Raw genomic sequence first — 20,399 nt, 5'->3', positions numbered from 1 at the left:
GCCGACACCCGTCGGTCATTCCCCCGAGGGCGCCGGGGCGTCTGGCACGTCGCGCGCCCCGCCGAAACGACGGTCGCGTCCGGCGTACCGTTCGACGGCCTCCCAGAGCTGACGCCGCCCGAAGTCGGGCCAGAGGGTGTCGAGGAAGACCATCTCCGCGTAGGCCGACTGCCACAGCTGGAAGTTGCTGGTGCGCTGCTCTCCGGAGCTCCGGACGAAGAGGTCGACGTCCGGGAGGTCGGGCAGGTAGAGCCGGCTCTGGACGAGACGCTCCGAGACGGCCGACGGCTTGATGCGGCCGGCGGCGACGTCGTCGGCGATGCTGCGCACCGCGTCGACGATCTCGTTGCGACCGCCGTAGTTGACGCACATGGTGAGCGTCAGGCGGTCGTTGTCGCGCGTCAGCTCCTCCGCCGTCTGGAGCTCCTTGATGACCGAGGTCCACAACCGCGGCCGACGCCCCGACCAGCGCACGCGCACGCCCCACTCGTTCAGTTGGTCGCGCCGTCGATGGAGCACCTCGCGGTTGAACCCCATGAGGAAGCGGACCTCATCGGGTGAGCGCTTCCAGTTCTCCGTCGAGAACGCGTACACCGACAGGTGCTTGATCCCGAGTTGCAGGGCACCGGCCACGACGTCGAGGAGTGCGGCCTCGCCCGCCTTGTGCCCTTCGACACGCGTGAGTCCGCGCCGGTTCGCCCACCGGCCGTTGCCGTCCATGACGATCGCGACGTGCGACGGCACCTCACCCTTCGCGAACTCGGGCGGGACCTCCCCTGTCCAGTCGATCGGTTTGAACGGCACCGCGTCGCGGTGGGTGTAGGGCTTCGGGGTCACCCGCGGCTCCGATCCTGTTCGAGGTGCGCGAGCGACCGCAGGCCGCGCTCCAGATGCCATTGCGCATAGGCGGCGGTGAATCCGCTCGCCCGTGAGGCCGTCTGCTCGGCGGCGGCCTCCGCGTGCTCCCAGTCGCCGGAGAGCAGTGCTCCGAGGAGCGAGAGGGTCTCGGCGTCGAGCCGAGGGCTCCCTGAGGGCGCGCAGTCGTCGCACACGACCCCGCCGAGCTGCACGACCACGTGCGAGTACTCGCCCTCCGTGCCGCACCTCGAGCAGGCGCCGAAGCTCGGTGCCCAACCGGCGAGCGAGAACGCCCGGAGCAGGTAGGAGTCGAGGGTGAGCCGCGGACCGTGCTCATGCTTCGAGAGCGACCGCAGGGCGCCGACGAGCAGCAGGTACTGCTGGAGGGAGCCCTCGGACTCCGTCAGCCGATCGGCCGCCTCGACCATCGCGCTCGCGGCCGTGTAGCTCCCGTAGTCGGCGCTGATCTCGGCGCCGTACGAGCCGAGCGACTCGGCCTGGGTGATGGTGTCGAGGCTGCGGCCCTCGTAGAACTGGACGTCGGCGACCATGAACGGCTCGAGCCGGGACCCGAACTTCGAGCCCGTGCGACGGACACCCTTCGCGACCGCCCGGATCTTGCCCCTGCTGCGTGAGAGCATGGTGACGATGCGATCGGCCTCGCCGAGCTTGTGGGTCCGCAACACCACCACTTCGTCTCGATATACCGGCACGCATCGATTATCCCGCCTCGCACCGACAACGTGACCCGGGAACCGCCGTCGGGGATCGAAGGAGCGCCTGGAGAGATGAAGCCGTGAACGAGGTCCTCTTCGTCGTTCCGCTGTGGGTCGACCTCTCGGCGGTCGCGATCGGCGCCGTCCAGGGCGCGATGTTCGCGGCCAGATTCCAGGATCGTCAACTCGACTGGCTCGGCGTCGCCATCATCGGCGTCGTCGTCGGACTCGGTGGCGGTCTCATCCGCGACATCCTCCTCGGACAGGTGCCGGCGTCCCTCCAGAACAACTGGTACCTCCCCGTCGCCTCGGGAGCCGCCCTGCTCGGGATGTTCCTCCTGCGCACCATCACGAGGCTCGGGCCGGTCATCATCGGTCTCGACGCCCTGACGATCGGCATGTTCGGAGCGATCGGCTCCACCAAGGCCCTGGCAGCCGGCCTGCCGGTCATCCCGGCGATCTTCGTCGGAACCGTCTCAGCCGTCGGCGGATCGGTGCTCCGCGACGTCATGCTCGGTGTCCCCGTCGCCCTCATGCACGTCGGCTCGCTCTACGCCGTGGCGGCCGCGGTCGGTACCGCCCTCCTCGTCCTCGCCGTGACCTTCGGGGCACCGCTCGGGATCGCGGCGATCGTCGGTGTCTCTTCGACCGCGGTGATCCGCCTCCTGGCGGTCCGGTTCGGGTGGACGTTGCCGGAGCAGCGCCAGATCGGCGGATGGCGGATCTGGCGCCGCTCGACCCGCGGCTGAGTCGTCTCAGTCGACCGCGAGTGCCGCGACGGGCGCGATCCGGGTCGCCCGACGGGACGGTGCCACCGAGGCCGCAGCCGTGAGGAGTGCGGCGAGCACGACGATCACGGCGACGATGGCCCACGGGATGACCGGGAAGATGAGCCCGGGCGAACCGTTGATCGCGCCGAGCATCGACTGGGCACCGGCCCAGCCGTAGAACGTCCCGAGGACGAGGCCGACGACGACGGCCGCGATGGTGAGCTGCGCCGCCTCGATCACGATCATGCGACGGATCTGCACCGCCGAGAATCCGAGTGCGCGGAGCAGTCCGAGTTCGCGGGTGCGTTGCAGGACGCTGAGCGAGAGGTTGTTGACCATCCCGACCGCGGCGATGAGCGCGCTCAGCCCGATGAGGGCGGAGAAGACGCCGACGGTCGTCGCGACCACGGCCTGCGTGCCCTCGTAGACCTCCGGATTCGCAGCCTGTGCGTTCAGCACGAACTCCTGGAAGTTGGCCGCGGCGACCGCGAACATCGTCACGAGGGTCACGCCGATCACCAGTCCGATCGTCGTGCGAGAACTGCGCTCCGGGTAGCGGACGGCGTTCTCGGCGGCGAGTCGAGCCGTCGCTGAGGTGCCGAACAGCCGGCCGACCAGCCGCAGCGCCGGCGGCATCACGAGGTGCGCACCGAGCACGAGGCCGGAGAAGGAGACGATCCCGCCGAGGATGCCGATGAGCACGCCGAGCGGCGACACGAGCCCGACGCCGACACCGGCGAGCAGGAGCAGGACACCAACTACGAAGAGACCGATCGCAACCGCGTTCCGGGCGGGCCGCGCGGTGGCCTCCTCCCGACTCAACTCCTGCGATCCTCCGATCGCCTGCATCGGGGTGACCGTCAGGACACGACGCGCGCCGATCCAGGACGCGAGCCACGTGGTCAGGACGACCGCGACGACCGGCAGGAGCACGGCCGGTTCGACGATCGCGTACGGCAGCTCGGGCAGCACACCGGTCGCGACGCCGATCCGCACGAGCGCGAAGGTCGCGAGGAGCCCGACGAGCAGCCCTGCTCCCCCGCCGAGCAGGCCGACGACGACACCCTCCTTCGCGACGGCGCGACGCTGCGATCGCGCCGTCGAACCGATCAGGCGGAGCAGCGCGATCGTCCTCGTCCGCCCGGCGACGATCGTGGCGAACGTGTTCGCCGTGACGATCGCACCGACGTACACCGCCAACGAGACGAACACGGCGGCCGCGAGGATGAGCATGATCACCACGGTGCCGCTGGACCCCGTGACGTCGTCGGCCAGGATGAAGGTCGAGAGCACACTCGTGACCATGAGCAACAGGACGCCGAACGAGGCACTCAGCGTCGCGACGAGGAGGCTCGCGCGATGCTCGCGGGCCCGGGGCCCGAGATCCGCCCGGCTCATGCCGCACGCTCCATGCCGAGCATGAGCGCTGAGATCTGCTCGGCGGTCGATCGGGGACGGTCCTCGACCACCCGCCCGTCCGCGAGGAACACGATCCGGTCCGCGTAGCTCGCGGCGATCGGGTCGTGCGTCACCATCGCGATGCTCTGCCCGTACTCGGTGCTGGCCGCCGCCAGTAGGGCCAGGACGCTCCGCCCGGTGCGGGAGTCGAGGTTGCCGGTCGGTTCGTCCGCGAAGAGGAGCTCGGGTCGCGTCGCGAGGGCACGCGCGATCGCGACGCGCTGCTGCTGTCCGCCTGAGAGTTCGTGCGGGCGGTGCCCGAGTCGGGAGGCGAGTCCGAGCGTGCTCACGAGCACGTCGATCCAGCTCTGCTCCTCACCGGTCGGACGGCGGGCGTCGAGTTCGAAGGGCAGCCGGATGTTGGCCGCGACGTCGAGCGTCGGGACCAGGTTGAAGGCCTGGAACACGAAGCCGACACGACGCCGACGGAGGATCGTGAGCTGCCCGTCGTCGAGGTCCGTGATGTCCTGGTCACCGAGGCGCACCCGCCCCGCGGTGGCCTGGTCGAGGCCGGCCATGATGTGCATGAGCGTCGACTTGCCCGAGCCGCTCGGGCCCATGATGGCGGTGAACCGGCCCCGCTCGATCTCGAGGTCGACGCCGTCGAGGGCGACGACCTGGTTGTCGGCGGGTCCGTAGCTCTTCCGGAGTCCGTGGACGCTGGCGACGACGGACGGCTGTGCTGAAGTGGTCATACTCCGAAGCTACGGAGTGCGGTGCCGGGTGCGCGTCGGGCGCACGAGCGACCCGGGTACATCCTGGGGATGATCCTCGATCACTCCGCGGGTGCGTGCTGGACCGCGGTCAGACCAAGCCGTGCTCGAAGGCGAACACGACGAGCTGGACCCGGTCGCGCACCTCGAGCTTGGCGAAGATCCGGCTGATGTGCGTCTTCACGGTCGCCTCGCTGAGGAACTCGGCGGCGGCGATCTCGGAGTTGCTCAGCCCGCGCGCCGCGAGGAGGAAGATCTCGCGCTCTCGCGCCGTGAGCTCGGCATAGCGCTGCGGGGCGGCCGGAGCTGCCGGAGCCTGCTGGAAGTGCTCGAACAGCTCGCGGGTGGCCGACGCGGCGATGACCGCGTTCCCTGCATGGACCGTGCGGATCGCTGCGAGCAGGAACTCGGGCTCCGCGTCCTTGAGCAGGAACCCGCTCGCCCCGGCTCGGATGGCCGTCGCGGCCGCCTCGTCGAGGTCGAAGGTGGTCAGCACGACGATCCGAGGCCGCTCGCCCCCGCGCGCGTCTGCCTCCGCCAGGATCGTCTTCGTCGCCTCGATCCCGTCCATGACCGGCATCCGGACGTCCATGAGGATGACCTGCGGACGTGTCCGTGCGGCCAGCTCGACCGCTTGACGCCCGTCGGAGGCCTCGCCGACGACGCGGAGGTCCGGCTGCGAACCGATGAGCATGCGGATCCCGCCTCGGAACAGCGCCTGGTCGTCGACCAGCGCGATCGTGATCGCCCCCGCTGCCGTCGCGTCACTCGGATCGGTCATCTCGTCACTCCCACCGTCGCGTACGGGATCGATGCGTAGACGGTGAAGAGACCGTCCACCAGGGTCGTCCCGAACCTGCCGCCTGCAAGCGTAGCGCGCTCGTTCATCCCGGCGAGTCCGTGCCCAGTGCCGGCCTTCGGTGGTTCGACCTTCGCCCGGTTGACGACCCAGAGCTGCAGCTCGGGTCCGGTCCAGTCGAGATGGACGTCGATCGGCCCACGATGGTCGCCGTGTCGGAGCGCGTTCGTGAGCGCCTCCTGGATGATCCGGTACACGGCCAGCTGCGAACCGGTCGCGACCGGTCGTTCCTGGCCGTGACGCTGGACCACCACGTCCAACCCGGCTCCTCGCAGCTGCTCGTAGAGCCGATCGAGGTCGGCCATGACCGGCTGCGGGCCCTCGGTCTGTTGGAACCGTAATTGTGCGAGCAACACCCGGACATCGGCGAGGGCCTCGCGGGAGATGCTCGAGATCGTCCGCAACGCCTGGTCGGCCGAGTCCGGGTCCGCGGCCAGCGCATATCGGGCACCGTCGGCCTGCGCGATGACGACGGCGAGGGAGTGCGCGACCACGTCGTGCATGTCGCGCGCGATCCGGTTGCGCTCCTGCTCGACGGCGACGTCGCGCTCCGCCAGGAGCTGCGCCTGTCGGCTCTCGCGGGCGAGCCGCCAGGTGCGCATCAGGACACCTGCGGTCCAAGCGAGGCCGAAGAAGGCGGCGAACGCAAGGAACATGAACAGCCCGACGGTCACCTGCGCGACCGGTGTCATGTCGTTCGCCAGGCCGAAGGTACTGATGTCGCTGCCGGTGCCCGTGGTCCAACTCGGGACGACGATCACGTAGAACGCGATGAGCGCGGCTCCGACGAACGCAGAGGCGAAGGAGACCCAGCGCAGCACCCGTCCGCCGTAACTCGCCGCAGCGTAGAGCACGACCGGGATCGCGAAGTTCGCGGGATCGGGTGCCAGGAGGAGCAGCATCTGCGCCAGCGCTGTGACCCAGGCGACGGCGAGGGAGACGGCCGGGGCGACGCGACGGAGGGCGAGCGCGCCGCACATGCCGAGCAGCACGATGACGTACATCGGCTGTCGCCCGGCGTACAGCACGAAGGTGGCGAGGAACAACACCGAGGGCAGAGCGATGTCGAGAGCCAACTGGCTGGGTCGGAGCGAGCGGAGCATCCCCCAACCGTACGACCTGGCCGCCGTTTGCCCCGTCCTCGCGCGGGAAGATCATCCTCCGGGTGTACGCGGGAGGACAGCGCTGCGCCGGGTCGACCCGAAGGCCGACCCGGCGCAGCGGGATCGTCAGATGGAGGCCAGTTCCCGCGCCCCGACCTGCGTGCGCACGGCCCGGTTGACCGCCGAGACCACTGCCTTGAGCGAGGCGGTCGCGATGTCGCCGTCGATGCCGACGCCCCACAGGCGCTGGTCGTTCACCTGGAGCTCGACGTAGGCGGCCGCCTCGGCGTCGCCCCCGGCGCTCAGCGTGTGCTCGACGTAGTCGTACAGCGTGACCTCGATGCCCCGCCCGGAGAGCAGGTTGAGGAAGGCCGCGATCGGTCCGTTGCCGGTCGAGGTGCGCTCCTCGACCTGCTCGCCGTCGCGAAGCGCGACCTCGAGGACCACGGTGCCGGTGAGGTCGCTCGACGTCTTCGTGGACTGGAGTTCGAACCGACCCCACTTGGCATCCGCGACCGTTGCCGGAAGGTACTCGTCCTGGAAGATCGACCAGATCTGGCCGCTCGTCACCTCGCCACCCTCGGCGTCGGTCTTCGCCTGGACGACGCCTGAGAACTCGATCTGCAGGCGACGAGGCAGGTCGATCGCGTGGTCGGTCTTGAGCAGGTACGCGACGCCGCCCTTGCCCGACTGCGAGTTCACGCGGATGACCGCCTCATAGCTGCGCCCCAGGTCCTGCGGATCGACCGGCAGGTACGGCACGGCCCATTCGAGGTCGGCGACGTCCTTGCCCTGCGAGACGGCGTCGACGGACATCGCCTCGAAGCCCTTCTTGATCGCGTCCTGGTGCGAACCGCTGAAGGCCGTGAAGACGAGGTCGCCCGCCCAGGGGCTCCGCTCGTGCACCGGCAGCTGGTTGCAGTGCTCGGCCGTCCGCTTGACCTCGTCGATGTCGCTGAAGTCGATCTGCGGGTCGACCCCCTGCGTGAACATGTTGATGCCGAGCGCGACGAGGTCGACGTTGCCGGTCCGCTCACCGTTCCCGAAGAGGCACCCCTCGATCCGGTCGGCGCCGGCCAGGTAGCCGAGCTCGGCCGCCGCGATCGCGGTCCCGCGGTCGTTGTGCGGGTGCAGCGAGATGATGATGTTCTCGCGGTTGGCCAGGTTGCGGCTCATCCACTCGATCGAGTCCGCGTAGACGTTCGGCGAGGCCATCTCGACCGTCGACGGCAGGTTGATGATGACCTTGCGGTCGGGCGTCGCCTCGAGGACCTCGACCACCTGGTTGCAGATGTCGACGGCGAACTCGAGCTCGGTACCGGTGTAGCTCTCCGGTGAGTACTCGTAGTAGATCTGCGTCCCGGGGACCGTCGACTCCATCTCCCGACACTTCCGGGCGCCGTGGAGGGCGAGGTCGATGATGCCCTGCTTGTCGCTGCGGAACACGACGTCGCGCTGCAGGATGCTCGTCGAGTTGTACAGGTGCACGATCGCCTGCTTCGCCCCGCGCAGCGACTCGTAGGTGCGTTCGATGAGGTGGTCGCGTGCCTGGGTCAGCACCTGGATGGTGACGTCCTCGGGGATCGCACCCTCGTCGATGAGGCTGCGGACGAAGTCGAAGTCGGTCTGGCTCGCGCTCGGGAACCCGACCTCGATCTCCTTGTAGCCCATCTTCACGAGCAGGTCGAACATGATGCGCTTGCGCTCCGGGCTCATCGGGTCGATGAGGGCCTGGTTGCCGTCGCGGAGGTCGACGGCGCACCAGCGCGGGGCCTCGGTGATCCGACGGTCAGGCCACGTGCGATCGGGCAGCGAGACGTCGAACTGGTCCTGGTAGGCGCGGTAGCGGTGGACCGGCATGCCTGATGGGGTCTGGGTGTTCTTCATGATCCTGGGATCTCCTCGTGGGATTGGGGGTGAGCCAATGACGAACTCCGCGACGAGGGAGGCCTGGAACTAGGACTCGTCGCGGCAGCTAAGGAGGAGCAGACCGGAGAACACGTCGTCAGCATAGCACTCCCCCGCGCGGCCGATCAGGTGACCAACGAGGCGAGGTCTCGCACGGACACGTCCGGGAGGTACGCGCGCCCGACCGCGATGCCGATCGCCGGCAGGGTCAGCGGGTCCGCGTAGCCGAGGACGAGCGGACGCTCCTCCGGCTGGAACTTCCCCTTGAAGGCGAGGAGCGAGCGGAACCCGTAGACAGGTTCGAGCACGTTCCCGAGGTAGGTCAGGACCCGGTCGATCCCGTCCGTCTCCGGCTGCTCGGTGCTCTTCGAGCGCGCGAGTGGTGCCCCTGAGAGGCTCATCTCCTCGATGCCGTCCTCCTTGAACCGTGCGGCGGCCTCGGCGATGAGGAACTCCATGACGCCGTTCATACCGTCCGTCCGACGTCGCATGAAGTCGAGGGTCCAACCGACCAGCTCACCATCACGCCGCACCGGGAGCCAGCTCGTGACGCCGTGCAGCCGTCCTTGCTCGTCGACCGCGAGCAGGAGCCGGACCTCCTCGTCGACGAGCTCGTCGATGCCGCCGAGGGTGAACCCCATCTCGGGCAGCTTCCGTTCGGCGACCCACTCCTCGGAGATCTCGGCGATCTGCGCCGCCAGCCCGACGCCGAGTGCCCCGTAGGTGGACCAGACGGCGGTGATCCCCGCACGGTCGGCCCGGTTGACGGAGGATCTGATGTCCTGCCAGCGCTTGCCGACCATGCTCCAGCCCTGCGGGTGCAGGACCGTCTCCTCGGCGACCTGGACGGTGCGCCAACCGATCCGGTGGAGCGCTCCTGCGGTCTCCTCGTCCACGCTGTACAACGCCACCGTCAGGCCCGAGTCCTCGCAGTGCTCGATGAACCGCTCGAGGACCCCCTGCTCGTGCCGGTCCCTCCCGAAGAAGCCGCCCGCCGTGACCGCGACCCCGGCGACGATCCGGTAGGCGATGCCGGCGCTGCGCTCCGGGTCGAACCAGGTGAGGTTGCCCGGCCAGGTGGCCATGTGCCCGATGGAGTCGCTGCCCTCGGCCAGGAGCTCGCGCAGGCGGCGCTCGTCTGCCGGCGCGATGGCGTTCGCGACCCGGCTCAGCGGCCAGACGGCGCCGAGCAGGATGATGCTCCACCAGACGGGTCCGACGGCGTGGAACACCACGCCGGTGAGCGGGGCGACCGGCACGAAGCCCGGGAGTACGTTCCGCAGGTACGCGGCCGGGACGAAACGCTCCGGCGCCGCGCGGAGGACCTCCCACACGTCGGGCCTCGGCGAGAATCCTCCGGGTTGCAGCAGGGCGACGACCACGAAAAGCGCGGCGAGCACGACCCAAGACGCGCCGACCAGGGCGAGGTACCCCCAGGCACTGCGCCGGGTGGCCCGCACGGGGAACCCACGACGGAGCACGACCAGGAGTGCCGCCACGACGAGCGGGAGCAGGATCGCCGCCCACAGCGCGATCGCGATCTCGACGGACCGCTGCTGCGCGCCGTGCCCCGTCCCGAGCAACGACGAGGGGTGTCCCGCCGGGTGGAGTCGCACCCCCGCCCCGAGCGACAGCGCACTCAGGACGGCGAAGGACACCATGATCGCCGTGGCGAACCAGACCGCGAACCGTCTGCCGCGGAGCAGGCCCCACGCTGCGAAGAGCAGGGCGATCATGGGGACCACCGACAGGAGCACCGCTCCGAAGCCGTCGACGCGCACCAGCGTGAGGTCGCGCAGGCACTGTGCTGACACGCCGACCGTCCGGCATTGCCCGATGACCCGTCCGGCGTCCGGGATGTTCTGTTCGAGCAGGAGCACGAGCGGCGCGAGCGGACCGAGGTGCCGGCCGGACAGGAAGGTGATGAGCGGTCCGACGCCCATCATCGCGACGACGGACGCCAGGAGCACCCGGGTCTCGTGGTGCGAGCTCCGCACGCGTCGCACCGACGGGGTGACCCCGGCGAGCACGATCCCGAGCAGGACGCCGACCAGCGCTGCGAACAGTCGTGCGAGATCCTGCGGAAGGCCCGAGTACAGCAGCACGATCAGGGCACCGACGACGACGAACGCGCGGATCCGTCGACGCCAGAGCGGCCCGTGGAACGCACTCGACGCGGCGAGGGCGCCGAGCGCGCCGGCCACGGGGTCGAATGCCACGATGCGGGCGACCTCGCCGCTCCAGAACTCGCCGCCGAGCGTGCCGAGGAGTTGGAGCCCGATGGCGAGCGCGTTCCCGGCGACAGCGGTCACCAGCACAGCCAGGAGCGTCTTGGCTGCGCCGAACCGTCGCTCGGCGAGCACCAGTGCGGGGACGCCGATCAGCAGGAAGGCGAGGAGCCCGAGCACCCCGTCGGTTCCCAGGGCGCCGGTCAGGAGTGCCCACCAGTGCCCGTCGACCACGACCTGCTCGTACCCCACGCCGGCCACCTCACGGATCGCCGTCCGCCAGCCGGGGGTCGCCGCCGGCGGTGTGCGCCAGACGAACGCACTGACCACGAGCACCAGCGCCGTGATCCCGATGCTCATCGGCACCGACCGGAGCACGCCGGTCACGAGTCGACCGAACGGCGTCGCCCTCCCCGCGCGCATCAGGCGAGCCCGAATCGTGCGGCGATCACGGGGAGCGCACGCTCGAACACCGTGTGGACGGTGTGCCAGTCGTGCGCCGTCCCATCGGAGACGAAGGTCGTCGTCCGCATGCCGGCTGCCGAAGCCATCGCGGCGACCCGCCGGACGCCGGGACCGTAGCGGCTGTCGTCGCTGCCGTAGCCGAAGACGCCGACGGTGTCCGCGTACGGGGTGTGCGCGGCGAGGATCGCGGAGGGGGCCGCGGCCTCGTACGCCGTCGCCGACCCGCCGAAGCCCTGTGCGATCGTCGTCGGTCCGATGGACGGGACGACCTCCCCCGAGATGTCGAGGATGCCGCCGTAGCGTTCGGGGTGCGCGGCGCCGAGCTGGATGGAACAGGTCCCGCCCTGCGAGAACCCGGCGATGAACCAGTCCGTCCGCGATGCGGACACCGGGAGGTGCGCCGAGATCCACGCGGGGACGTCGACCGTGAGGTACGTCGCCGAGTTGCCGAGCGGCCCGTCGACGCACATCGGGTTGTGGTCCGGAGCGCCGAGCTGATCAGGCACGACCACGATCGGAGCGAGACCCGCATGCGAGGCGGCGAAGCGGTCGAGGATCCCGGCGATCCCAGCCGACGCGAACAGGTCTGCAGGCTCTCCCGGCTGACCGCTGAACGCTTCGATGACGGGCAGTGCCGGCGGGTGTGCGGTCAGGGCGGCCGGTGGCAGGTAGACGAGCGCGTCCCGGTGGGCGAACCCGGAGGTCGTCGCCGGGATGTCCACGTGTTCGACCCGCCCGCCGCTCGGCAGGTCGGCGGGTCGCTGCCACGACGTGGTCGTCCCCCGGGCTGCAGGCAGGGCCGAGAACGACTGGTACGGGCTGATCCCCAACGCCGCCCGCACCGTCGCGAACTCACCGAAGTCCTGGTTCACGCCGATCGCCCCGATGAGCAGGAAGGCGGGGATGGCGAGGCTCGCCACGACGACCCGCCACGCCCGGGTCCGCACGATCGCCGCGATCGCGAGGGCGGCACCTGCGAACCCGACCGCCGCCCACGCACGGGTGACCGGCGTCAGTTCGATCCCGAAGACGTCGAGCACGTCACCGAGCAACCAGGCCGTGGCATAGGCGAGGAGCGCCCCACCGCTCGCCACGAGCAGCATCGTCAGCCAGCCGCGAACCGTTCGGCGCCCGGTCAACAGGATGATCGCCAGGAGGACGGCGGCACCGCCGACCCAGACGAGGAGCTCCGGACGATCCAGCCTGATGGCCAGCAACCAGTCGAACACACGGACTCCTTCTCGCGACCCCGAGGACCAGTATGTCCGCGCGCTCGCGAGCCTGTCGGCCAGATGACGGGTTCCACAGCGGGCCCAAAGCAGACATGCAAGTCACGTTCAGGTAACGGAGACCACCCGCCCGGATCCGCGCGGGCCCACGGCGCCGACGGTCGACCGGATCCGGGTCAGAATCCCAGGCGACCGAGCAGTTTCGGGTCGCGCTGCCAATCCTTCGCGACCTTGACGCGGATGGAGAGGAAGACCCTCGATCCGACGAGTGGCTCGATCCCGGCGCGGGCCCGGGCCCCGACGTCGCGGAGCCTGGAGCCGCCCTTCCCGATGATGATCGCCTTCTGGCTGTCGCGCTCCACGAACACGTTCGCGTAGATGTCGAGCAGGTCGGTCCCCTCGCGCGGGATCATGTCATCGATGGTCACGGCGAGCGAGTGGGGCAGCTCGTCCTGCACGCCCTCGAGTGCGGCTTCACGGATGAGCTCCGACACGCGGTCGACGACCGTCTCGTCCGTGGTGGCCTCGGCCGGGTAGAGGCGTTCCGAGAGCGGCATGAGCCTCGTCACCTCGGTGACGAGGATGTCGAGCTGGTCGTCGGTCACCGCGGACAGTGGGATGACGGCGTCCCAGTCCCGGAGCTCCGAGATCGCGAGCAGCTGCTCGGCGATCGTCGTCCGGCTGGCGGTGTCGGTCTTCGTGACGATCGCCACCTTCTTGGCGCGCGGGAAGCCGTCGAGCGACTCGTTGATGAAGCGGTCGCCGGGCCCGAGCTTCTCGTTGGCGGGGATGCAGAACCCGATGACGTCGACGTCGGAGAGGGTTGACTGCACGAGATCGTTCAGCCGCTGGCCGAGCAGGGTGCGCGGCCGGTGGATGCCGGGGGTGTCGACGACGATGAGTTGGCCGTGGTCGCGATGCACGACTCCGCGGATCGCGCGACGCGTGGTCTGCGGCTTCGAGCTCGTGATCGCGACCTTCTCACCGACGAGGGCGTTGGTCAGCGTGGACTTGCCGACGTTCGGACGCCCGACGAAGGACACGAACCCCGCTCGGAAGTCGGACGGAGGGGTGGTGTCGTTCATGGGTGCTCCCGGTGGTCGTTGGACGCCTGCTGGGCGTCCTGCAGCTGGTCGTCGCGCTGGGCGATGACGGTGAGGATGCGTCCCCGCCGCCCCTCGACGCGCTCGGCGGTGAGTTCGAGGCCGTTGGTCGACACCGTCGATCCGACGACGGGCAGCCGACCGAGGGCCTTCGCCAGGAGGCCGCCGACGGAGTCGACGTCGTCGTCGTCGAGTTCGAGGCCGAACAACTCCCCCAGCTCGTCGACCGGCAGGCGGGCGTCGACCCGGAACCGTCCGTCGTGCAGGTCGGTGATCTCGGGGGTGTCGGTGTCGTACTCGTCGGAGATGTCGCCGACGAGTTCCTCGATGAGGTCCTCGAGGGTGACGAGACCCGAGATGCCGCCGTATTCGTCGACGACCATCGCGATGTGGTTGGACTCCTTCTGCATCTGCTGCAGGAGCGAATCGGCCTTCTTGGACTCGGGGACGAAGCTCGCCGGCCGCAGGAGCGGCTCGATCGAGCCCACCTCGGTGACGCCGTCGCCACCGAACATCGCTCGCACCAGGTCCTTCAGGTACAGGATGCCGACCAGGTCGTCGATGTCGCCGTCGCTGACGGGCGCCCGCGAGATCCCCGTCTCCAGGAACACCTCGAGCGCCTCGCGGACGCTGAGATCGCGCTGCAGACTCACGAGGTCGGTGCGCGGGATCATCACCTCGCGGACGAGCGTCTCGTTGAACTCGAAAATCGAGTGGATGAGCTCGCGGTCGTCCTCTTCGAGGACCGAGTGCGCGGCGGCCTCGTCGACCATGCTCAGCAGTTGCTCCTCCGAGGTGAAGGAGACCGAACGGGGCAGCCCCGGGGTCACCCGGTTGCCCAGGGAGACGAGGACGTTCGCGACCGGGCCGAGGACCACGCGTGCGGCACGGATGGCGGGGGCACTGAAGCGCAGCACGCCGCTCGCGTGGGTCCGGCCGACGCCTCGCGGGCTCGCACCGACGAGCACGAAGGAGGTGCCGGTCATGATGACGACCGCGAGGACGAGGACGAGCCACAACTCGTCGATCGACGAGGCCAGTGCGAGGGTGACGAGGACGGCGGCCGTGGTCTCGGCCAGGATCCGGATGAAGTTGATCGCGTTGACGTGCGCACCCGGGTCGGCTGCGATGGCGCGGAGCGCGGATCCCGAGCGGGCGCCCTCTGCCAGGTCGAGGATGTCCGCGCCCGACTGGACGCCGATCGCGGCGTCGGCTGCGGCCATCAGACCCGCGAACGCGACGAGCAGGAACGCGACGATGACGAAGACGGCGACGAGGGACATCAGCTGCTGCGTCGTCTCTCCTGGAGCGCGAAGGCGAGGAGGATGTCCCGCTGGATGCCGAACATCTCCTTCTCCTCATCGGGCTCCGCGTGGTCGTACCCGAGGAGGTGGAGCACACCGTGGCAGGTGAGGAGCTGGAGTTCGTCCATCGTCGAGTGCTTCGCGGCGGCCGCCTGCGTCTCGGCGACCTGCGGGCAGAGCACGATGTCGCCGAGCAGCCCGGGCGGCGTCGGGTTCTCCTCGGTGCCGGGACGGAGCTCGTCCATGGGGAAGCTCAGGACGTCGGTCGGTCCCGGCTCGTCCATCCACTGGACGTGCAACTGCTCCATGGCGCCCTCGTCGACCAGGACGATGGCGAGCTCGGCATCAGGGCTCACGTGCATCGCGTCGAGCGCGAACGACGCCAGGGCGAGGATGCGCGATTCGTCGACGGCGACGCCTGACTCGTTGTTGATCTCGATGGTCATGAGCGTCCTCGCTTCGGCTGGTGGTCTCTGGCTGCGCCGCGACGCTCGGCACGGTTGGCGAACTCGGCGGCCTGCTCGCGCTCGAACCGCTGCGCCTGTCGGACGGCGTCGTACTCGCCGTAGGCGTCGACGATCCGACCGACGAGGGTGTGGCGGACGACGTCCTCGCTCGTGAGGTGGGCGAAGTGGATGTCGTCGACGTCCTTGAGCACGCGGGTGACGAGTCGCAGACCGGACGCACCGGTCGGCAGGTCGATCTGCGTGACGTCGCCGGTCACGACGATCTTGGACCCGAACCCGAGCCGGGTGAGGAACATCTTCATCTGCTCGGGCGTGGTGTTCTGCGCCTCGTCGAGGACGATGAACGAGTCGTTGAGGGTCCGGCCACGCATGTAGGCGAGCGGTGCGACCTCGATCGTGCCGGCCGCGAGCAGCTTCGGGACGATCTCCGGGTCCATCATCTCGTTGAGCGCGTCGTAGAGCGGACGCAGGTACGGGTCGATCTTGTCCGTCAGCGTGCCCGGGAGGTACCCGAGTCGCTCACCGGCCTCGACGGCCGGGCGCGTCAGGATGATCCGGTTGACCTCCTTGCGCTGCAAGGCCTGCACGGCCTTCGCCATCGCGAGGTAGGTCTTGCCGGTACCGGCCGGGCCGATACCGAACACGATCGTGTTCTCGTCGATCGCGTCGACGTACGCTCGCTGCCCGACGGTCTTCGCTTTGATCGTCTTGCCACGCGAGGTGAGGATGACCTGCCCGAGCACCTCCGACGGGGAGGCTGAGCCGTCCTGCCCGAGCATACGGGCGGAGGTGCTGACCTCCGCCGGCCCCGGATCGTGTCCTTCTCGGACCATGGTGATGAGTTCCTCTACGAGTCGTCTGGCGGCGTCGGCCTGCGGCGCCGGGCCGGTGATGGTGATCTCATTGCCGCGCACGTGCACCGAGACACCGGGGTGTTCGCGCTCGACGGTCGTCAGGAGGCGATCCTGTGGGCCGAGGAGACGGACCATGGCGAGCCCGTCCACCAGGAGGACGTGCTCGACCTCCTCCGTCCGCGCAGCGACGGAGCGGTCGGGGTTCGAGGACTCAGGCTCCGCCAAGGGTGCCCTCCTGCAGGGAACCGCCGAGGACATGCGCGTGCACATGGAAGACCGTCTGCCCGGCGGACTCGCCGGTGTTGAAGACGAGTCGGAACTCGCCACCCGTGTGCTCCTTCGCAAGCGACGACGCCACCTCGACCATCTCAGCGAGCAAGGAGGGGTCGCCAGCGGCCAACTCCACGACGTCGCGGTACTCGGCGGTCTTCGGGACGACGAGGAGGTGCACGGGCGCCTGCGGTGCGATGTCGGCGAACGCGATCACCCGATCGGTCTCGGCGAGGAGGGTCGTCGGGATCTCCCCCGACACGATGCGGCTGAATACCGACGGTGCTTCACTCATGTCCACCAGTCTAAGGTTCGTGGCGGCCTCATGCGCGGGCTGGTGAATCGTCACCACCGACCGAGCAGCACGTTGAGCGCGGCGATCGCCGCCGGTCCTGCCGTCGAGGTGCGCAGGACGCCCGAGCCGATCCGGACCTCGATGGCGCCGGCCGCTTCGAGCCGTTCGCGCTCCGCCGGCGAGATGCCGCCCTCCGGACCGACGACGAGCACGAGCTCCTCGGCGAGCAGGGCCGACGGGTCGAGCTCCGAGAGAGCGAGTGCCGCGCTGGGTTCGAGCACGAGGACGGTCCGGCCGGCGACGATCGACGCGAGTCCGCGGGTGTCGACGACCTCGGCCACCTCGGGGACCCGTGCGCGGATCGACTGCTTCGACGCCTCCCGCACGATGAGCTGCCAGCGCGCACGGCCCTTGACCGCTTTGTCGCCCTGCCATCTCGAGATGCTGCGCTCGGCGCCCCACGGGACGATCCGGTCGACACCCAGCTCGGTCGCTGCCTGGATGGCGAGTTCGTCGCGATCGCCCTTGGCCAGCGCCTGCACGAGGACGAGCCCGGGACGGTTCTCCGGATGCACCACGACCGATTCGACGCGGATCTCCAACTCCCCCGGCTCGCTGCGCACGACCGGTCCGGTCGCGATCAGGCCCCGGCCGTTGCCGATCGACGTCGTCTCGCCGACCCGCAGCCGACTCACGGCGACGGCGTGCTTCGCCTCGGGCCCGCGGAGGGTCACCGAGTCGCCGACACCGGTCGATTCGAGATCCTCACGGAGGTACAGCGAACTCATCTCAACCGACGCCGTGGAAGCGGTCGCGGATCTTCGCGAACAGGCCCTGCTGGAACTGCGCGAGCGCCGGAGCACCCTGGCGTCGTCCTGAGGCGAAGCTCTTGATCAGCTCGCGTTCGCGGTGGTCGAGCTTCGTCGGCGTGACGACCTGGACGCCGATCTTGAGGTCGCCCCGGCTGTTCCCGCGGAGACGGGTGACACCGCGGTCCTTGACCGTGATGACCTCAGAGCTCTGCACGCCCGGCCGCAGCTCGACCTCGACGTCACCGTCGAGCGCGTGGACGGTGACCTGGCGGCCGAGGATGGCGTCGGTCATCGGGACTTCGAGCGTGCACAACAGGTCGTCGCCGTCGCGGCTGAAGACGTCGTGGTGCTTGACCTTCATCTCGAGGTAGAGGTCGCCGTTCGGGCCGCCGGCCGGGCCGACCTCGCCGCTCCCCGGCATCTGCAGACGCAGACCGGTGTCGACGCCGGCCGGGATGTCGACCGAGACGGTGCGGCGGGCACGGAGCCGACCCTGACCCTGGCAGGTGACGCACGGGGTCGCGATGATCGTGCCGTAGCCGCGGCAGGTGCCGCAGGGCGCCGACGTCATGACGTTGCCGAGCAGCGAGCGGACGGCCCGCTGGATGGAGCCGGTGCCGTGACAGATGTCGCAGGTCACCGGTGAGGTGCCGGGCTGGCAGCAGGAGCCGTTGCAGGTGCTGCAGAGCACGGCGGTGTCGACCTCGAGGTCGCGGTGGGTGCCGAAGATGACCTCGTCGAGGTCGAGCTCGACGCGCAACAAGGCGTCCTCCCCGCGTGCGCGACGGGACTTGGGTCCGCGCTGCTGGCCGCCACCGCCGAAGAAGGTGTCGAAGATGTCGCCGAAGCCGCCGAACCCGGCGTCGCCGCCACCGAACCCACCAGCCTGCGGACCGAGGTCGTACTGCTGGCGCTGCTTGGGGTCGCTCAGCACGTCGTAGGCGTGCGTGACCTCCTTGAACCGTTCCGAGGCGTCGGAACCCGGGTTCACGTCGGGGTGCAGTTCGCGTGCGAGGCGGCGGTACGCCTTCTTGATCTCTTCGGGCGTCGCCTCCTTGGCGACACCGAGTGCTGCGTAGTGGTCGGGGTAGTCAGCCACTGAGGGCCTTTCGTTCGAGGTGCGGAAGGTGTTGGGGGACGCGACGAGGATGCGTCACTCGGCGTCGAGGATGCGCGAGAGGTACCTGGCGACGGCGCGGACCGCAGCCATGTTGCTCGCGTAGTCCATTCTCGTGGGGCCGAGGACGCCGAGCCGGGCGATTTCGCCACCAGAGGAACGGTAGTTCCCGGCGAGGACACTCGTGGTCTCGAGGCCGAACGACGCGTTCTCCCGCCCGATGCTGGCGACCACGCTGTCGCGTTCGGACTCCATCTCACCGAAGAGCCGAAGCAGCACGACCTGCTGCTCGATGGCGTCCAGGACCGGATAGATGCTGCCGGGGAAGTCGTCCTCGGTGCGGGCGAGGTTGGCGGCACCGGCCATGACGAGGCGGTCCTGGCGCTGCGCCGACAGCTGCTCGCGCACCGCGTCGACGATGCGGACGGCCGCCGCGCGATCGAGGTCGGCGATGTCGGCTGGGACGTCGCCGATCGCGTCGTGGGCGTCGAGGAGTGGACGGCCCGCGACCGCCTCGTTGCACAGCGAGCGGAGCCGCGAGATGAGGTCGTCGTCGACCGGGCTCTCCGTCTCGATGAGCCGCTGCTCGACGCGGCCGTTGTCGAGGATGATGACCGCGAGCACACGGTTCGGGGTGACGCTCACCAACTCGAGATGCCGGACGCGTGCCCGGGAGAACATCGGGTACTGGACGAGCGCGACCTGGTTCGTCAGCTGCGAGAGCAGCCGCACCGTGCGGTGCAGGACCTCGTCGAGGTCGCCGGACGCGCCGAGGAAGGTCTCGATCGCCGTCCGTTGGGCGTTGTTCAGCGGACGGCGGTCGGCCAGGTGGTCGACGAACATCCGGTAACCCTTGTCGGTGGGCACCCGGCCGGAAGAGGTGTGGGGAGCTGCGATGAGCTCTTCGTCCTCGAGCTGCGCCATGTCGTTGCGGATGGTGGCTGCGGAGACCCCGAAGGAGTGGCGGTCGACGATCGTCTTGGAACCGACGGGCTCGCGCGAGGCGACGTAGTCCTGCACGATGACGCGGAGCACTTCGAGACCGCGATCCGACACCATCTCGATCTCCTCCCGTCATCCACCTCGGAGCGCCGACCATCAGCACTCGAAGACCCTGACTGCCAATCATATCGTGGCCTCCGCGCGGCCGTCCCTTGCGCGGCCCCGTGCCGCGGGAATACCGTTGGCCGCAGGCGTGGGTCCCTGATGAGCAACACCTGGTGCGATACGCTCAGCTGGACCAATTGAATATCACTCTCCGTGAAAGGTGCGAAGATGTCCGATCCGAACGCTCAGCCGCCCGTCGACCCAGCGAAGGGCGGGTCGGTTCCGCCTGCAGGAGACGGCGCGACGCCCCCTCCTGCAGCTCCGCAGCAGCCGCCCGCAGGCGCCTACCCGCCCCCGCCCGCCGGTGGCTACGCGCCGCCGCCGCCCGCTGCAGGCTCCTACCCGCCGCCGCCCGCAGGCGCCCCGCAGTACCAGCAGCCGTACGCCGCCGCTCAGCCCATGAGCCCGTCGGACGAGAAGCTCTGGTCGACGCTCATCCACATCGGTGGGATCTTCTTCGGATTCATCCCCCCGCTGATCGGCTACCTGGTCCTCAAGGACCGCGGCCCGTTCATCAAGGCGCACACGCTCACCGCGCTGAACTTCCAGCTGACGATGCTGATCGCGCTCGTGGTCGGCTCGATCCTGACGATCGTCGTCGTGGGTCTGTTCATCATCATCGCCGTCTACGTCGTGGTGATCGTGTTCAGCATCATCGCCGCGATCAAGGCGAACAAGGGCGAGCTGTACAGCTACCCGCTCACGATCCAGTTCATCAAGGCCTGATCCGTCGAGTCGCACGAGAACAGCCCCGTCCGGTCCG

General features: G+C 69.4%; 19 protein-coding genes. 2 read left to right on the top strand and 17 right to left on the bottom strand.

Annotation, left to right across the window (positions count from 1 at the left end; genetic code table 11):
• Positions 1–15: 15 nt before the first annotated feature.
• Together EAO79_RS12835 and recO are read right to left on the bottom strand one after the other, a co-directional pair.
• Positions 16–837: an isoprenyl transferase gene (locus EAO79_RS12835; protein ID WP_124769218.1), complete on the bottom strand. Its 822-nt coding sequence runs from the start codon at positions 835–837 to the stop codon at positions 16–18.
• Complete coding sequence (gene recO, locus EAO79_RS12830) at positions 834–1,571, bottom strand: DNA repair protein RecO (protein ID WP_124769217.1); 738 nt, start codon at positions 1,569–1,571, stop codon at positions 834–836. Before recO ends, EAO79_RS12835 begins: the two co-directional genes overlap by 4 nt.
• An 83-nt stretch (positions 1,572–1,654) precedes the next feature.
• Here recO and EAO79_RS12825 point away from each other — a divergent pair, with 83 nt between their 5' ends.
• The gene (locus tag EAO79_RS12825) at positions 1,655–2,323 is read left to right on the top strand and encodes a trimeric intracellular cation channel family protein (protein WP_079705760.1); all 669 of its coding nucleotides are present in this window, start codon (positions 1,655–1,657) and stop codon (positions 2,321–2,323) included.
• 6 nt (positions 2,324–2,329) lie between these two features.
• On the opposite strand, the gene EAO79_RS12820 is transcribed toward EAO79_RS12825, so the two are convergent.
• The 15 genes from EAO79_RS12820 to hrcA form a co-directional block, all read right to left on the bottom strand.
• Complete coding sequence (locus tag EAO79_RS12820; RefSeq protein ID WP_124769216.1) at positions 2,330–3,742, bottom strand: ABC transporter permease; 1,413 nt, start codon at positions 3,740–3,742, stop codon at positions 2,330–2,332.
• Positions 3,739–4,497, bottom strand: coding sequence for an ABC transporter ATP-binding protein (locus tag EAO79_RS12815; RefSeq protein WP_079705758.1), 759 nt, complete (start codon positions 4,495–4,497; stop codon positions 3,739–3,741). The genes EAO79_RS12820 and EAO79_RS12815 overlap by 4 nt, the downstream gene beginning before the upstream one ends.
• A 109-nt stretch (positions 4,498–4,606) precedes the next feature.
• Positions 4,607–5,296 (bottom strand): response regulator transcription factor, encoded by a 690-nt coding sequence (locus tag EAO79_RS12810; RefSeq protein WP_079705757.1) that lies wholly within the window; start codon positions 5,294–5,296, stop codon positions 4,607–4,609.
• The gene (locus EAO79_RS12805) at positions 5,293–6,477 is read right to left on the bottom strand and encodes a sensor histidine kinase (RefSeq protein WP_079705756.1); all 1,185 of its coding nucleotides are present in this window, start codon (positions 6,475–6,477) and stop codon (positions 5,293–5,295) included. The genes EAO79_RS12810 and EAO79_RS12805 overlap by 4 nt, the downstream gene beginning before the upstream one ends.
• Before the next feature lie 126 nt (positions 6,478–6,603).
• Positions 6,604–8,364: a 2-isopropylmalate synthase gene (gene leuA / locus EAO79_RS12800; protein WP_124769215.1), complete on the bottom strand. Its 1,761-nt coding sequence runs from the start codon at positions 8,362–8,364 to the stop codon at positions 6,604–6,606.
• Positions 8,365–8,510: 146 nt separating this feature from the next.
• Positions 8,511–11,036: a bifunctional lysylphosphatidylglycerol flippase/synthetase MprF gene (locus EAO79_RS12795; RefSeq protein ID WP_124769214.1), complete on the bottom strand. Its 2,526-nt coding sequence runs from the start codon at positions 11,034–11,036 to the stop codon at positions 8,511–8,513.
• Positions 11,036–12,307 carry an esterase family protein gene (locus tag EAO79_RS12790; RefSeq protein WP_124769213.1) on the bottom strand — a complete coding sequence of 424 codons (1,272 nt, stop codon included), beginning with the start codon at positions 12,305–12,307 and terminating at the stop codon, positions 11,036–11,038. The genes EAO79_RS12795 and EAO79_RS12790 overlap by 1 nt, the downstream gene beginning before the upstream one ends.
• A 176-nt stretch (positions 12,308–12,483) precedes the next feature.
• Positions 12,484–13,392 carry a GTPase Era gene (gene era / locus EAO79_RS12785; protein WP_124769212.1) on the bottom strand — a complete coding sequence of 303 codons (909 nt, stop codon included), beginning with the start codon at positions 13,390–13,392 and terminating at the stop codon, positions 12,484–12,486.
• Positions 13,389–14,693 (bottom strand): hemolysin family protein, encoded by a 1,305-nt coding sequence (locus tag EAO79_RS12780; protein WP_079705751.1) that lies wholly within the window; start codon positions 14,691–14,693, stop codon positions 13,389–13,391. The genes era and EAO79_RS12780 overlap by 4 nt, the downstream gene beginning before the upstream one ends.
• Positions 14,693–15,160 carry an rRNA maturation RNase YbeY gene (ybeY, locus tag EAO79_RS12775; RefSeq protein WP_064293631.1) on the bottom strand — a complete coding sequence of 156 codons (468 nt, stop codon included), beginning with the start codon at positions 15,158–15,160 and terminating at the stop codon, positions 14,693–14,695. The genes EAO79_RS12780 and ybeY overlap by 1 nt, the downstream gene beginning before the upstream one ends.
• Complete coding sequence (locus EAO79_RS12770; RefSeq protein WP_228498304.1) at positions 15,157–16,170, bottom strand: PhoH family protein; 1,014 nt, start codon at positions 16,168–16,170, stop codon at positions 15,157–15,159. Before EAO79_RS12770 ends, ybeY begins: the two co-directional genes overlap by 4 nt.
• 76 nt (positions 16,171–16,246) lie before the next feature.
• Positions 16,247–16,600, bottom strand: a complete 354-nt coding sequence (locus EAO79_RS12765; protein WP_064293856.1) for an HIT domain-containing protein — start codon at positions 16,598–16,600, stop codon at positions 16,247–16,249.
• Positions 16,601–16,650: 50 nt separating this feature from the next.
• On the bottom strand, positions 16,651–17,388 hold the full coding sequence (locus tag EAO79_RS12760; RefSeq protein WP_124769211.1) for a 16S rRNA (uracil(1498)-N(3))-methyltransferase: 738 nt from the start codon (positions 17,386–17,388) through the stop codon (positions 16,651–16,653).
• Position 17,389: 1 nt separating this feature from the next.
• Positions 17,390–18,511, bottom strand: coding sequence for a molecular chaperone DnaJ (gene dnaJ / locus EAO79_RS12755; RefSeq protein ID WP_064293629.1), 1,122 nt, complete (start codon positions 18,509–18,511; stop codon positions 17,390–17,392).
• 54 nt (positions 18,512–18,565) lie between these two features.
• On the bottom strand, positions 18,566–19,588 hold the full coding sequence (gene hrcA, locus EAO79_RS12750) for a heat-inducible transcriptional repressor HrcA (RefSeq protein ID WP_085510717.1): 1,023 nt from the start codon (positions 19,586–19,588) through the stop codon (positions 18,566–18,568).
• Between the two features lie 216 nt (positions 19,589–19,804).
• On the opposite strand from hrcA, the gene EAO79_RS19410 reads away from it, so the two are divergent.
• On the top strand, positions 19,805–20,362 hold the full coding sequence (locus EAO79_RS19410) for a DUF4870 domain-containing protein (RefSeq protein ID WP_234993956.1): 558 nt from the start codon (positions 19,805–19,807) through the stop codon (positions 20,360–20,362).
• The last annotated feature ends 37 nt before the right edge of the window (positions 20,363–20,399 follow it).

The sequence above is a fragment of the Plantibacter sp. PA-3-X8 genome (assembly GCF_003856975.1).
In the GTDB taxonomy this organism is placed as follows: domain Bacteria; phylum Actinomycetota; class Actinomycetes; order Actinomycetales; family Microbacteriaceae; genus Plantibacter; species Plantibacter auratus.
This window is presented reverse-complemented; position numbering and strand designations above follow the sequence as displayed.

What these genes read in the sequence shown, in the direction of transcription:
- EAO79_RS12820 (WP_124769216.1), bottom strand. Translation starts at nt 3,742, where the DNA reads ATGAGCCGGGCGGATCTCGGGCCCCGGGCCCGCGAGCATCGCGCGAGC.
- EAO79_RS12815 (WP_079705758.1), bottom strand. Translation starts at nt 4,497, where the DNA reads ATGACCACTTCAGCACAGCCGTCCGTCGTCGCCAGCGTCCACGGACTC.
- EAO79_RS12810 (WP_079705757.1), bottom strand. Translation starts at nt 5,296, where the DNA reads ATGACCGATCCGAGTGACGCGACGGCAGCGGGGGCGATCACGATCGCG.
- EAO79_RS12805 (WP_079705756.1), bottom strand. Translation starts at nt 6,477, where the DNA reads ATGCTCCGCTCGCTCCGACCCAGCCAGTTGGCTCTCGACATCGCTCTG.
- leuA (WP_124769215.1), bottom strand. Translation starts at nt 8,364, where the DNA reads ATGAAGAACACCCAGACCCCATCAGGCATGCCGGTCCACCGCTACCGC.
- EAO79_RS12795 (WP_124769214.1), bottom strand. Translation starts at nt 11,036, where the DNA reads ATGCGCGCGGGGAGGGCGACGCCGTTCGGTCGACTCGTGACCGGCGTG.
- era (WP_124769212.1), bottom strand. Translation starts at nt 13,392, where the DNA reads ATGAACGACACCACCCCTCCGTCCGACTTCCGAGCGGGGTTCGTGTCC.
- EAO79_RS12780 (WP_079705751.1), bottom strand. Translation starts at nt 14,693, where the DNA reads ATGTCCCTCGTCGCCGTCTTCGTCATCGTCGCGTTCCTGCTCGTCGCG.
- ybeY (WP_064293631.1), bottom strand. Translation starts at nt 15,160, where the DNA reads ATGACCATCGAGATCAACAACGAGTCAGGCGTCGCCGTCGACGAATCG.
- EAO79_RS12770 (WP_228498304.1), bottom strand. Translation starts at nt 16,170, where the DNA reads ATGGTCCGTCTCCTCGGCCCACAGGATCGCCTCCTGACGACCGTCGAG.
- EAO79_RS12765 (WP_064293856.1), bottom strand. Translation starts at nt 16,600, where the DNA reads ATGAGTGAAGCACCGTCGGTATTCAGCCGCATCGTGTCGGGGGAGATC.
- EAO79_RS12760 (WP_124769211.1), bottom strand. Translation starts at nt 17,388, where the DNA reads ATGAGTTCGCTGTACCTCCGTGAGGATCTCGAATCGACCGGTGTCGGC.
- hrcA (WP_085510717.1), bottom strand. Translation starts at nt 19,588, where the DNA reads ATGGTGTCGGATCGCGGTCTCGAAGTGCTCCGCGTCATCGTGCAGGAC.
- EAO79_RS19410 (WP_234993956.1), top strand. Translation starts at nt 19,805, where the DNA reads ATGTCCGATCCGAACGCTCAGCCGCCCGTCGACCCAGCGAAGGGCGGG.